11 protein-coding genes and 1 pseudogene are annotated in these 12,921 nt (G+C 69.3%); 6 read left to right on the top strand and 6 right to left on the bottom strand.

From position 1 onward, the window contains the following. The first annotated feature begins 456 nt into the window (after nucleotides 1-456). The 3 genes from ACWDZ7_RS38760 (at nucleotide 457) to ACWDZ7_RS38750 (ending at nucleotide 2,612) form a co-directional block, all read left to right on the top strand. Nucleotides 457-681 (top strand): hypothetical protein, encoded by a 225-nt coding sequence (locus tag ACWDZ7_RS38760; RefSeq protein WP_451803450.1) that lies wholly within the window; start codon nucleotides 457-459, stop codon nucleotides 679-681. A 384-nt stretch (nucleotides 682-1,065) separates the two neighbouring features. Further along, nucleotides 1,066-1,863, top strand: coding sequence for a hypothetical protein (locus ACWDZ7_RS38755; protein ID WP_451803449.1), 798 nt, complete (start codon nucleotides 1,066-1,068; stop codon nucleotides 1,861-1,863). A 137-nt stretch (nucleotides 1,864-2,000) separates the two neighbouring features. Continuing rightward, nucleotides 2,001-2,612 carry an alpha/beta fold hydrolase gene (locus ACWDZ7_RS38750; protein WP_451803448.1) on the top strand — a complete coding sequence of 204 codons (612 nt, stop codon included), beginning with the start codon at nucleotides 2,001-2,003 and terminating at the stop codon, nucleotides 2,610-2,612. A 135-nt stretch (nucleotides 2,613-2,747) separates the two neighbouring features. Here the strand turns inward: ACWDZ7_RS38750 and ACWDZ7_RS38745 are convergent, their stop codons facing one another. Further along, the gene (locus ACWDZ7_RS38745) at nucleotides 2,748-3,995 is read right to left on the bottom strand and encodes a histidine kinase (protein WP_451803447.1); all 1,248 of its coding nucleotides are present in this window, start codon (nucleotides 3,993-3,995) and stop codon (nucleotides 2,748-2,750) included. Between the two features lie 548 nt (nucleotides 3,996-4,543). On the opposite strand from ACWDZ7_RS38745, the pseudogene ACWDZ7_RS38740 reads away from it, so the two are divergent. The 3 genes and pseudogenes from ACWDZ7_RS38740 to ACWDZ7_RS38730 all read left to right on the top strand — a co-directional run. Then, nucleotides 4,544-4,714, top strand: a pseudogene (locus ACWDZ7_RS38740) (ATP-binding protein); the annotation flags it as partial. Beyond that, nucleotides 4,692-5,255: a hypothetical protein gene (locus ACWDZ7_RS38735; RefSeq protein WP_451803446.1), complete on the top strand. Its 564-nt coding sequence runs from the start codon at nucleotides 4,692-4,694 to the stop codon at nucleotides 5,253-5,255. The pseudogene ACWDZ7_RS38740 and the gene ACWDZ7_RS38735, both read left to right, overlap by 23 nt. 240 nt (nucleotides 5,256-5,495) lie before the next feature. Then, nucleotides 5,496-6,197, top strand: coding sequence for a class I SAM-dependent methyltransferase (locus ACWDZ7_RS38730; RefSeq protein WP_451803445.1), 702 nt, complete (start codon nucleotides 5,496-5,498; stop codon nucleotides 6,195-6,197). Nucleotides 6,198-6,330: 133 nt separating this feature from the next. On the opposite strand, the gene ACWDZ7_RS38725 is transcribed toward ACWDZ7_RS38730, so the two are convergent. The 5 genes from ACWDZ7_RS38725 to ACWDZ7_RS38705 all read right to left on the bottom strand — a co-directional run bounded on the left by ACWDZ7_RS38725 (nucleotide 6,331) and on the right by ACWDZ7_RS38705 (nucleotide 12,825). Beyond that, nucleotides 6,331-7,014, bottom strand: coding sequence for a DUF5825 family protein (locus ACWDZ7_RS38725; protein ID WP_451803444.1), 684 nt, complete (start codon nucleotides 7,012-7,014; stop codon nucleotides 6,331-6,333). Next, nucleotides 7,011-8,927 (bottom strand): RiPP maturation radical SAM C-methyltransferase, encoded by a 1,917-nt coding sequence (locus ACWDZ7_RS38720; protein ID WP_451803443.1) that lies wholly within the window; start codon nucleotides 8,925-8,927, stop codon nucleotides 7,011-7,013. The genes ACWDZ7_RS38725 and ACWDZ7_RS38720 overlap by 4 nt, the downstream gene beginning before the upstream one ends. A 69-nt stretch (nucleotides 8,928-8,996) precedes the next feature. Next, nucleotides 8,997-9,797: a hypothetical protein gene (locus ACWDZ7_RS38715; protein ID WP_451803442.1), complete on the bottom strand. Its 801-nt coding sequence runs from the start codon at nucleotides 9,795-9,797 to the stop codon at nucleotides 8,997-8,999. Then, entirely contained in the window at nucleotides 9,794-10,828 is a 1,035-nt protein-coding gene (locus ACWDZ7_RS38710) for a multinuclear nonheme iron-dependent oxidase (protein WP_451803441.1), read from the bottom strand. Before ACWDZ7_RS38710 ends, ACWDZ7_RS38715 begins: the two co-directional genes overlap by 4 nt. Further along, the gene (locus ACWDZ7_RS38705; RefSeq protein ID WP_451803440.1) at nucleotides 10,825-12,825 is read right to left on the bottom strand and encodes a B12-binding domain-containing radical SAM protein; all 2,001 of its coding nucleotides are present in this window, start codon (nucleotides 12,823-12,825) and stop codon (nucleotides 10,825-10,827) included. The genes ACWDZ7_RS38710 and ACWDZ7_RS38705 overlap by 4 nt, the downstream gene beginning before the upstream one ends. Nucleotides 12,826-12,921: the final 96 nt, after the last annotated feature.

The raw sequence follows: 12,921 nt of genomic DNA, 5'->3' as shown, positions 1-12,921 counted from the left end.
GACAAGACGCCCGAGAGCTACCTCGCCGGCCTCCACCTCCGTGCCTCGATGCTCTGGATCAACGACCTCCTGAAGGCAACTGGCTGATCACAACGTCACACAGGCCCTAGTAGAAGAGCTGGGCCTGCGTGATCGCCACGACCTGTTGCGAGCATCGTCCGAGACCCGGCAGTAGCGCCCACGCAGAACTCCCGTATGCCGCCCACCGCTGCATCACGAGCTCGACCCGGGCGAGAGTGATGGCGGTCGCGCTCCTGCGAGAGCTGCCCGAGGTCGATGAAGACCTCGTCGTTGCTCACCGGCTCCGGTCCGGCGCGGCAGGAACGCTTCGACCGTTCTCCCCCCTCCCAGGCCCCCGGCGGCCCGCTCTGAATCACCAGGCGGGTTTGCCGCTGAATCTGCCTGCCTCAATGAAGAGGCTGGACTGGTCGCGGGCGGTGACAGTCGCTCCGAACGGTGGCTTGCCCGCCCCGGCCGGTGCGCGCCTTCCACCACGGTGACACGATGCGCGACCGCAGGCTCGCCCAGTTCGTCGCACGCAGATCGACCGCCTTGAGCATCAACACGTCTGTCGCCGACGGTACGCCGCCCGGTGACCTCGCGCGCGAGCCTGAGCGCCGCCTCTACTGCGTTGGTGCCGCCGGGGCCGGGGAACTGGACGTGGTAGTCCAGACCGCGTGAAATGAGCATCAGGTCGCGCAGGCGCTCCAGGAAGGTGCCCTTGGCGGTGCCCGTCCACGTCGGACAGGGATGAACATGAGCGTCTTCGCCACCGCCCGCGGTGCCGAACAGGGTGTGTTGACGGAGCATGCGGGCTGGGGGTCTCAGTGGGATACGGCGTGCTGGTGGCTCTGGTAGAGGACGAGTGCCGTCGCGGCGGGGTCCTCGCGGGTCCACAGGGCGCGGCCGATCAGCAGGTGCGTGGTCGAGGGCGGTGGGGGCCTGGTCGAGTCGGCACACCACGGTGGCGGCTGTGCGTACGGTACCGGTCGGAGAAGGCAGGGTCGTGCCCTCGGAATCTGGGGTTGATGGGTTCGCCGCATCAAAACAGTCCATACTCGATTCATGGAGGCACCTGAGTTAACGGCATGGGTCATGCCCCTGTTGACTGGAGCGTCGAGCGCCACCGGCGGTGCGGTGGCTACTGAAGTGGTGCGCCTGGTACGGGAAAAGCTGGGGTCCTCGGAGGACGGGCGTGCGGCCCTGGTTCGAGCCGGTGAGGAGCCCGATGAGCTGGCGCATCGCCTCACCGCCGCTCTCAGTGAGGACCCGCGGTTCGCGGACCAGTTGAACTGCCTGTTCGAGACCCTACGCCGACACGCTGAAGGGCCATACAGCGCGGGCCGTGACGTGTACAGCGCCGCGATCAGTGGTGACCGCGCCACACGCAACACCATCGCCTTTGGTCCAGTGACCATCCACAAGACGCCCCGGACCTCAGCCGCACTGGTGGCGCTTGCGCTCGTCGCGGTGCTGGTGCTCGGCTTCGCCGGCTACGGCGTCAAGCAAGCCGTGGACGGCGCTGATGCGGGGCCACGGGATGCGGGAACCGCGGATGCGAACGGCGAGAACGTGGACAGGAACGGTGGCGGCGCAAAGGGAATCCGGGCTGCGATTCTCAGCGACAACGGAGCCGGCGTCTACCCTTCACCCGACCCCGACTTCGACAACAGGGTGAAGCTGGAGACCTTCACCAAAGTCCTCGTCGAGTGCCGCGATCCGCGTGGCGGTGGCTTCTACAAGATCAAGTACAGCGATGGCACCGGGAACATGTCCCAAGGCGGCTACATCGGGGTCGACACGCTCCTGCAAGGCCCCGACGGCGGCCAACTGCGCGGCACTGCTGTGCCACTCTGCGCCTGATCACACGCTTACTCAAGTCAAGTTGCCGCCACCGGCGGTGGGTACAGCTGTCTTGAGTGAGGGCGGCCGGTCCAAGCGGGCCGCGACGGGTGTTGGACAGCCGTGAAGTGTCAGTGCCGTCTCCTACTATCCGCACCATGCGCAGATTCTTTATGGTGGGTGGTCGGAGACTGTCGTATGTGGACTTCGGGGGCCCCGGTAGGCCGCTTCTGGCCCTGCACGGGCATTACAACGAAGCGTTGGCCTTTGCTCCGTTGGCTGCGGCGCTGGCTCCAGGGCGGAGAGTGATCGCGCTCGATCAGCGCGGGCATGGGGAGTCCGACCGTGCTCACAGTTACGGGCGGGATGAGTACGTAGCCGACGTAGCGGCCTCCACGCGCCTCCCCGGCGTCGCGCCATCCCGGGAGGCACTGGCTGCCGCCCTGGGGGCGGCAGCACCCTATGTGGAGTGCTCCTTCCGTCAGTCAGATCATGGCTGGGGGTTTTCCTTCGACATCGCTGACACTGTGGCGTCCCAGAAGGCGCTCAACGGTGATCACTGGGTCGACTGGATATCGGTGACCTGCCCGACGCTGCTGGTTCATGGAACCCACAGCGACGAGTTGGCGCCCGATCATGCCCACGACATGGTTACCCGCCGGGCCGGCAGTATCCGCCGTGTCGAGCTGCCCGCCGGTCACGTCGTGCACCACGATGTTCCGATCCCTTTCACCGACGCGGTCACGGATTTCCTCTCCGGGCCGTGCTGACGCAAGGGCTTCAGGCCGCTAGGCGGTGTCCGTGCCTGGCGGAGCTGCTGCGTGCGTATACGAGCCGGGCGGCGCGCCCGCCGCAGGGGGCTGCCCCCTTCCTTGCTGCCGCCGTCCACGTCGCTGACCTGCTCCTCACGGCTGGGGCACGCCGTGTACCCGCGCGCCGTCCTCGTCGTCGTCGGCAAGGTAGGGGTGGGGCAGCGTGAACACCACCTCGTAACCCTTGGGTTGGCGCGGACCGGCGTGGAATTCGCCGCCGTGCAGACGGGCGCGTTCCTGCATGCCCTCCAGTCCCCGCCCGCCTGAGCTCACGCCCGGTAGCACCTCATGTGCGGGTGCGGGAGCGCCCTTGCGGGGGCCGCCCTCGTCGCGGACGGCGACGGCGAGACCGGCGGTGCCGTGGTCGATTGACAGGACGACACGGGTGCCGGCCCCTGCGTGCCGCAGTACGTTGGTCAGGGCCTCCTGAACGATCCGGTAGGCGCACAGATCGGCGTGCGGCATAAGGGGGCGCGGGGTGCCGGTGACGGTCATCGTGACATTCAGTCCGACGGCGTCCATCAAGTCGGCCAACGCGGCGACGTCTTGCACTCCCAGGGTGCGATCAGCGTGCGCCCCGGAACCATCAGCGTCGTCCTGCGGCATGCGCAGTACGTGCAGCAGGCCGCGCATGTCGGCCAGGGCACGGTGAGTGGCGGCCTCGATAGTACTCAGAGCGTCGCGGGTCTGATGGGAGTCCTTGTCGCATACGAGGCGGGCGAGCCCGCTGTGCAGGGACACGACCGACAGATGATGGGTCACGACATCGTGGAGTTCGCGGGCGAGGCGGAGTCTCTCCTCCGTCACGGCTTGGCGGGCCAAGGCTCCTTCTTGCTGCCGCAGCCGCTCGGTGAGCAGGGCGAGGCGCCGGTTGCTCTGCCGCAGACGACGCTGGTTGTAGCCGATGCCCCAGACGATGGTGACGAACGCCAGGGTCTCCGCGACGGCCAGCCACAGGGACGACGTGCCCGCGCTGAGGGCGTGGTGGATCCATACGGCGGTGGCGAGGGCCGCGCCGGGCGCCGCCTTGCGGGGCGGGTTCACGGAGGCGACGGTGAGGAAGGCCAGCATCGGCGACCAGACATTGACGGTCGGCTGGTATCCGGCGGCCGTGTAGGTGACCAGGGCGGCGCTGGAGACCAGCAGGACCGTCCAGGGCCTCCGACGGCGCAGCGCCAAGGGCAGATTGACGGCCACAGTGAGCACGACGGCCGTGGAGTCGAAGTGCGGCCACCGCGGCGTGTGATGGGTCACCGCGTACACCAGCGTGATGGCCAGGACGGCCACGGCGATGCCCAGATCGACGGCGTACTGCCGCACTCGTTCATTCCCCACCCGCATTGCTGCAGGTTAAGCGAACTGTGCCCTCACAGGCCCGAATTCGGCAGGACCTGGTGCGGGTGAGACGATGCCGCAGCACTGCGCAGCGGGTGCCGGTCCGTGTCCGTCCGCCGCGAGTTGATGGTGCTCCACACTCTCGGGTGGAGACGATCTCGGGTGGAGACGAAGACCCGGCTGAACCTGCCTCCTGGAACACTGCCCGAAACTACAGCGCACCCACGAGTTGGCCCGCGAGCTCGGGCTCCGGAAGAGAATCATGGGCGACCGGCCGGTATCCCCTTGCTCTGGCCACGAGTCGTACTGCTCGCACACCTCCGTCGCCGCCACCCACGTTCCGTTCCCCTGCCTCGCCGTAATCTCCGTCTACGAGAGTCTTGCCGCCCACGCTCCTTGTACGCGGACGTGGGCTCTCGGAATGAGGCGTGAGCAAAGGATCGACGCCTCACCGCCAACCATGACGAGATCGTTGGACAAGTCCCATCGTTCCAGGTCACAAGCACCCTCCCCAAAGCCAGGCGTGCGGCCGGTGGCGTTCCCCGCGTTCCACCCGGATCATCGACGCAGCCTACGAACGCAGGTCCACCGCGGTGACCAGCAACATTCCCCCCTCGGGCTCCGACACGATCATGCCGAAGACTCTCGCGGGCGTGAGCACCGACCGCCTCATGCACCACGCTCACGTCGTGACCACAATCGGTGACTCGCATCGCATCGCCGAGGGGCCAGCTCAAGGTCGGCTGTGCGAAGGCCGTCGAGAAGGGCTTTCCCGGGCGGGCGCTGATCCTGGACCCCGGTATGATCATCGGCCCGCACGACCGGACCCGGCGCGCCACCTGGTGGCTGCGTCGGGCCGCTCAGGGAGGCCGGATGATCGCCCCGGGGAGCCCCGCCGGCGAGATGCAGCTGATCGACGCCCGTGACATCGCAGCTTTCGGCCTGGACCGGATCGAGGCCGAGGACGCCGGTACGCACCTCGTCACCGGCACGCCGGCGAACACCACACGCACGCTACGACAGCTGACCCCGACCGTGCGAATGGTGCGCGCCGACCACACGAGCACCACCCGTCTCGAAATCCCACTCCAGCCGACTCCACGCGTGTCCAGGACTCGGGGTCAAGGCCCCCTTGCCGCAGCGATCTTCGTCCCCTCCACCGGAGCAAGGCCACCCGCGGAGTGGGGTGGCGACTCTTCACCGCCGCGTTCGTCGTGGTCCTCGGCTGGTGGATCTCCCAAGTACTCCGCGACACCAGCGCGATGAGGACATCTCCACCCAGCTGCGGCAGGCCAGGCGCGAGCACACCGCGGCAAAGAAGGCAGCGCGGCGCGCCCGCGAGAGAGCCACGGGAGCTGAGGAGCCGGGGGGGTAGTGGGGGGCGGAAGGAGACTCCCAACGCGTGCGGGACCTTCTGGATACGTGGGCGTCACCACTATGGTGGTCTGGCCGAACACGATTCCCCGAGGTGCTACGTGCACTGCCATTCAACACCGGGGGTGTGAGATGAGCGAGAGAGCGTACGTGCCCGGTCCCCGCGGACGGGGCAGCGGTCCGGGGGCGTTCACGCCGGACGGAAACTCCGTCGAGTTGTACGCTCGGCTCCCGGCGGGAGCCGAGCCGGATGTCATCGCCACCGCCGTTCCGCCGGGAGCCTCCATCCTGGAACTGGGCTCGGGGTCAGGGCGGGTGACCCATATGCTGCTGAAGCGTGGCTATCGGGTCGTTGCCGTGGACGAGTCACGGGAGATGCTGGACCGTGTCACAGGCGCCCGCACGGTGCACAGCTCAATCGAGGAACTCGACCTTGACGAGCGGTTCGATGCCGTGCTGCTCGGTTCCTATCTGATCAACACCGCCGAGCCTGCGTCGTCTGCCGCCATGTTGCAGTGCTGCCGACGCCATGTCGCGCCGGACGGCCGAGTGTTGGTGGAGCGCGAGGGACAGGACTGGTACGACGTCCGCCGGCGCCCGGACGGAGAGGGGCGGGCGGGCGTCCGTATGCGGATCGCCTCCATCGACCGGACAGAGCCCGGCGTCTGCGCCGTGCGGATCGAGTACGAGGCCGATGGCATGTGGTGGTCCCACTCCTTCCTCTCCCGGGACGTCCCGGACGAGGCGCTGGAACGCATGCTCGCGGCCGCCGGGCTCCGTCTCACCCGGTATCTCACCGAGGACCACAGCTGGGTTGAGGCGGTTCCCGTCTGATGAAGGCCGCCCTCCTCCCACGCCAGGTGCCTGCCGTCGCCCAGCGGCCGGTTCGGTGATCGACAACGAACCCGCACGCGCGTCCGCGTCCGCCGCCGCCGCCGCTGTGGCAAGATCCGGCGCGGTCCGCTTGCTAGGGGATCGTGGTGCTGAGCGGCCAGCGGCGTATCCGGTACGGCGTCCACCACAGGAAGCGTCCTGCCCGGTGGAGCAGGTCGGCCCGCGTGTAGCGCGCGATGACCGGTTGGGGCAGGTGCGCCTCGGGGGCGCCGCGTAGCAGGGGCTGGATGCCGCGGTCATGCTGGGTGTTGCGGATGACCAGGCGTTTGAACGAGCCGGAGCGGCGGTCGCGGACCTCGATGAATCCGGGGCCGTGGCGGTAGCCGCACTTCGCGGCGTGGAAGGAGTCTCGCCATTGGGTCGCGATGCCGTCATCGGCGTAGTCACAGAGCACGGCCGTCGGCGGGTGGAGGTGACTGAGCGGCCGCCAGTCGGCCGGTTCGGCCGGGCGGCCGCCGGGCAGGCGCAGCGTCCAGTCGACGGCGATGCCGAAGCTGGTGAATTCCCGGACGGCCACGAGGGAGGCCACCGCGGCCGCACCATCGGGGTCCGACAGGTCGACGGTCTCGGGCAGCCGGGCGTACTGGACCCCGTCTGCGGCGAGCTGCGGCACCGTAATGAGGGGATCATCGCGGGCGTCGACGCTGCCGGCGTACATACCCGGGAGACGCCTTGCCGCCGGGTCGCGGTCCCTCCACAGCGGTAGGGGCACGGAGGCGGAGGACGGGGTGAAGGCCGGGACCGGACGCGTGCTCATCGGGGGCCTCCCGTGGTGGCCAGGGCCGCGGCGAGCGGCTCGGCGCGGTGGAGACGGCTGCCGTCCAGGCGCATCAGGTCCTGGTTGGCGACCGCCGGTGCGACGTGGATCAGCTGGCCCGCGTCGGTGAAGACCAGGCCGAGGGCGCGCCATCGTGCGAGCAGTTCGCCGATCCGGGCCTCGGTCGCCTCCTCATGGCGGGGTGCGGCCTTGCGCAGCAGGGCAGCCGGGGTGTGCGGCGCGTCGAGGAGGCGGAAGACGGTCACCTCCAGTGGGTCGGTGAGGTCGAGCAGATGCCAGGTGAAACCGGGTCGGGTGTCGACAAGGACGATGTGGTCGCCGAGGTCGCAGTGGGTCAGGCGGCTGTGGAGATACGCGTCCTTCCAGTCGCTGATGGCCCGCCGCAGCCGGTCGAGGCGGTCCGAGGAGATGCCTCGCCGCGGTGAGTCGAAGATGTAGACGAGGTCGGCGAGTTCGGAGTCAGGGAGGTCGTAGATGTGGTGGTAGTGCGACGCGGGCCGCAGGTCGTCGAAGCCCAGTTCCGGCCGGTCGAAGTAGGGGCTGAAGCGTTCGACCTTGATGCGGGTGGCGTTGAAGGGCGGGGTGAGGTGGTGCAAGGCGGGCATCTGGTCGACCACGTCGTCGTAGTCCTCCGGGGGTTCTCCGGGGAAGCCGTAGAGGTAGTTCCAGTTCAGGTTGACGCCGACCGTTTCCGCGTCGCGCAGCAGCCGCACGTTCTGGCAGCCGGTCACGCCCTTGTCCATGATTTTCAGGACCCGGCTGCTGAGGTTCTCCACCCCGGCCTGTACGTAGCTGACCCCGGCCGCGTACAGAGTCTGGAGCTGTTCACGCCGCAGGTTCGACTTGATCTCGTAGCACAGCCGCAGGTCGTATCCGGATTCCTGGAGCCGGGGAACCATCGAGGTGAGGTAGGCCATGTCGAGGATGTTGTCGGTCACCCACACGTCCAGGATGCGGTAGCGCTCGACCAGGCCGAGGATCTCGTCGACGAACCGGCCCGGGTCCTTGCTGCGGAACTCCATGAACGAGCCGTTGAGTCCGCAGAACGTGCAGTGGTGCTTCTCGCCCCACCAGCAGCCGCGTGAACCCTCCACGACGATGCGTGGTTCCACCCAGCTGCCCGCGGTGGACCGCGCGTGCTGGTCGAAGTAGTCGCCGTACTCGGGTGTGACGAGTGCCGCCGGGGGCAGGGGCTTGGCCTCCATCGGGTTGGTGACGCGGTCGCCGCGCGTGTCGAGCCAGCACAGGCCGGCGATCCCGGCGAGTGCGCCGTCGTCACCGTCCCGGATGGCGGCGAGCAGCTGTGGGAACGTCGCCTCGCCCTCGCCCCGTACGACGAAGTCGATGAAGGGGAAGTTCCTGTGCAGGGCCGCGCCCTGCGGGCCGTCGCAGTTCGCGCCACCGAACACGGTCACGGTTCGCGGTGCCAGGGCCTTGACCGCGCGGGCCGCCGCCAGGGTGGCGGCGTTCTGCGCGAACGTGGTGGTGAAGCCGACGACATCGGGCGCGGTGGCGACGATCCGGGCGGCGGTCTCCTGGACGAACAGTGGCGCGAGTTCATGCAGTTCCTGTGCTTTGGCGAGCATGGACCCCGGTGCCCGCGCGCCGAGGGAATCGGTGAACTCGTCGACTTTCCAGCGGGGTTGCTGGTTCAGCGCCGCCGAGAAGATCCACTCACTGTGTCCGGAGAAGTACGAACTGGCGCAGAAGTCGTACTCCTCGAACGTGAAGCCGGTACGAGCGGTCAGCCAGTCGACGTAGTCGAGGTTGGCGTGTATGACGTCGACGCGGGCGTCCGGGAAGAGGTTGAGAACCCGGCGCTTGAGGATACCGAGAGCAAGGGACGGCGCGTCAATCGCCGACCACGGCATGTCGACCAACACAATGCGCATGACAGTCTGTTCCCTTTCTCCGCCGGGGCCTTCCGGTCGAGGGTCGGTGCCGCATGGGCCGGCGCCGCCTCACCAGAGCCCGCGCGTGGAGAGCGCGCGGCGGGCGGCGTCGCCCTCGGCCGTTGGGGTGGTCTCGAACGCCAAGGCGACGCGCGCGGAGACCACTCCGCTCGCGACCCCGGCGGGTGTGGCGAAATACGCGTACGGCACGGGTTCGCCGCTCGCCCCGAGGGGGGCCGCCGTCTGGCGGGTCACCCATGAGGCGACGGAGCCGGGCGCGTACCGGCGCAGGGTCGCGTGGCCGCGGCCGGTCTCGACGATCGCCTCGGCGGCGATGGCGAACGACAGCGGCTGTTCGCAGACCAGCGCCGTGAAAAGGGCGAGCATCAGTTCGTGAACCACGGTCTCGCGCAGGACGACGGTCTCGGCCACGCCACCGGCGGCGAGCCGGGTCCGCTGCGCGGCGACGAAGCCGAGCAGGTACGACGCGAACGCCTCCTCCGCCGACAGGCCGCGCCCGGTGTAGGGGACGAGGCGGAACCTGCCGAAGTCCTCAGACCGCAGGAAACCGGTGAGCAGTTCCGCGTCCTTGACGCCCGCTGCCGCGAGGACGCGCAGGCTGCGCGGGAACGCGGACGCGATGCCGCCACCCCGGCCGAGCTTCCAGATCGAGGAACGGAACTGGCGGGCGGCGTTGTCGAGTTCCACGAGGTCGACCGTCGCAAGACACTCCAGCTCCCCAGCGCTCTCCGCCACCGCCTCGGCGTCTTCCGCCGCGAGCCGCGCCCTGAGGCGGTCGTCGAGCAGCAGTCGCATGAGCAGGTCGGTGAGCTGCTGTCCGTTCAGCGACGCGTCGAGGGGCGCCCTCATGCGGCCTCCTCATGCTGCCACGCGGCCACCAGCGCCTTGAGGCGGTCGTAGTTCCGCCGCGACTTCTCGACCAGTTGGCCGTCGTCGCGGAACACCGGGTCCTCGTACGTCACGCCGAGCAGGTTCGGGCAGCGGCGAAGCAGGTGGGCGGTGAGTTCAAGTTGCTCGTTCAGGAGTACGCCGTGATGCAGGTCGCGGAACTTGCCGCCCACGATCTGACAGCCGGACAGGTGGAGTTCGCGGCAGCGGTCCAGCGGCAGTGCCTCGATCCCGTCGAACATCTCCGGGCCGGTGCGCCCGCGAAGCCACTGGTAGCTGAGCAGGTGGCCGACGTCGAACGTCACCCATACATCGGCGTCTTCCGCCAGCTTGGCGAAGTACTCGAAGGCGTCGAGGTTCCCCAGGACGAAGGAGCCGCCCTCGGTGAAGCCGGGGAACTCGACGTGCAGCGGCGGGTCGAGGAGTTCGGCGGCCTCCGCCACGTTCCGGGTGGAGATGTCCAGGCCGGGCTGGGTCAGCGGCGGCGGCAGCGGATAGGGCAGCGGGTAGCCGCGCAGGCTCCAGATCCCCAGGTCCTCGACCACCCAGGAGAAGCCGTAGCGAGCGTGGAGTTCGTTGGTGAACTCAGCGACCGGCCGACGGTCGTAGCGCTCGGGCGTGCCCATGTTCAGCTCGGTCTGATGGAAGGCGCGAGGGAGCCCGGTGGGCAGCGGCTCCTGGAAACGGTCGTACGCACCGACGTAGTCGGCCGCCCGCGGGGTGGCGCGCGAGCGCGGCTGGAAGGAGTGGGCCGCGTACCCGAAGTCCCCGCCGTGGCGCTGGAGGAAGGCGCGTACCCGGGGCGGGATGTCCCCTCCGTCGTCCGTCTCCTCGAAGCCGACACCCCGCCCGCCGAGGCCCTTGCCAGCCCACGGCATGTCCATGAGCAGACCAAGGCCCAGCCTGCTCGGGGGGCGGTCCTGACCGTCGTGTGCCCGGCCAGGGGTGGATGGCTGCCCGGTACGCGAGGTGGCGAGGGGCGGTTCGGTCACGATGTCCTCCTGGCGTGCTCCATGCCCACGCCGGTGGAGGGCACCTGGTGCGGCTCGGCGGCCGCCACGTCGACCAGGCGGGCCAGCAGCCGTCGGCCGCGTTCGGTGCGCGCCGTGAGCAGGCCGTCGGGATGCTGCTCGACATCACGGCGCGGGAGTGCGTAGAACTGCTCCCAGACGAGGTCGGCGATCGCGATCCGGCCCGCCACCGCGTCGATGGGGGCCGGCACGGTCCCGACCCAGGGGTGCGGCCGCACCGCTTCGACCGCGCGCGGGGCGCCGCGGCCGGACGCGAGACGTGACGGCGGGTGGACGGTGCTCACCCGGCCCGGCCGGACCGAGTGGAACAGACGAGTCAGGCGGGCGAGGGCTTCTGCCCGCGTCGGGCCGCCACGGACCGTCAGCGGGTAGCCGACCCGCCCAGCGAGGTAGCTGAGCTCGGGGTTGCCGGTGAGCAGGCCCGAGGTGTCCAGCGACAGACCCAGACGTTCGGGGTCCTGCGCCAGCCTGCTGCCGGGCTCCGGCACCATCAGCTCCAGCGCGTCGATGCCGATGTGCTTCTCGTTCTCGACGAGAAACCGCAGGGATGCCTCGAACTCGGCCGGGGTCTCGTCGAGCAGGTGGCCCATCACGGAGAACCGCAGGGCGATGCCCGCCCCGGTGACGTTGTCGACGATCCGCTGGTAGTCGGCCGCGCGCACGCCCCGGTCCATCAGGTCGAGCAGCCGCTGGGAGTTCCCCTCGTATCCGACGGCGATCATCGCGCAGCCCGCGTCGGCGAGAGCGCGGCAGAACGCCGGGTCGGCCAGGTTGGCCTCCAGTCGGCCGCGCACCCCGAACCGCACTGTCACACCGCGGTCTCGCACCTCGCGCATCGCCTTCGTGATCAGGCGGAGGTTGGTGTTCTCGTCCACGATCGCCACGGACCGGGTGCCTGTGTCACGGACCACGGTCTCCACGGCGTCGGCGATCTGCGTCGCGGTGGCCTGCTGGTACGCGCCGGGCGGGAGCGATCGGTTGCCGTACGCGCAGAAGACGCACCGTCCCCAGTAGCAGCCGACGCAGGAGATGATCGCCAGTTCCATGCCCTCGTTGAGGTACGAGCGGAACGGCAGCCCGGCGTAGTCGGGAGGCCCCAGGTCGCGGAAGCGCAAGGTCAGGGGGTGCCGGGACCGGTAGGTGGCGCCGGAGCACGGCAGCCAGGTCATGCCCGGGACCGTGGTCAGCGGGATCGTCCCGTCCAGGGCAGCGAGCCAGCGTTCGAGCGGCTCCTCGCCGCCGGTCCAGCACAGGGCGTCGACCGTGCCGCGGACTCCGGGCAGGACCGCCAGGTCCGCGTCCCGGAGCATGATCTGCTGGCCGCCGAGGCAGATCCTGACGTCCGGCCTGGACCGTCTGATCCAGGCGGCGATCAGCAGGGCGGGGCCGAGCTGGCTGAAGAAGGCCACTGACAGTCCGACCACGCGTGGTAAGTGGCGGGCCAGCAGTTCGTCTACCAGACGGTGGAGCACCTCGACCGCGGCTCCGGACGCGGCGGGCGGCTGTGCCGCCGCCCGCCGCACGGCGCTGTCGAGCTGATCGAGGTCACGCCATGCCGACGTGAGGAAGGTGTCACGCACCAGCAGTTCGAGCGCTTGCCTGGCCAGCCGGACGGAACGGGCGGCGCCGAGTTCGCCCGGTGACGTCTTCCCCATGACATGGGCGCGGAGCTCGCCGATGTGCCGGCCGAAGGCATCGGCCATCTCCCGGCGGTACCAGCCACTCACCCCGCCACCGCCCTGGGCACCAACTGCCTGCCCCAGCAGTTCAGGCCGGCGCAGAAGCTCGTGCAACAGGGCGATGTTCAGGTCGGCCTGATGAACGCGCCGACCCCGGCGCCGCAGGTGACCGGTCAGGTAGGGCAGGCTCAGGTACGGAAAGAACCTGGCTTCCGTCTGCGGTGGAAAGAGCAGGAGCGCGTCAACGGGTTCGCCATGCGGCACCCTTGTGGACGACACGGTCCACCTCCCTGCCCATCGGACTCTCGTGAATCACGGTGAACCCGCGGCAGTCTGCGGACTTCCCCCGGAGGCAGAAGTCCGTTCCCGCTGCCG

The organism is Streptomyces sp. NPDC003032 (assembly GCF_053591415.1).
The sequence above is the reverse complement of the archived record's forward strand: the minus strand, read 5'-3'. Positions and strand labels throughout refer to the sequence as shown.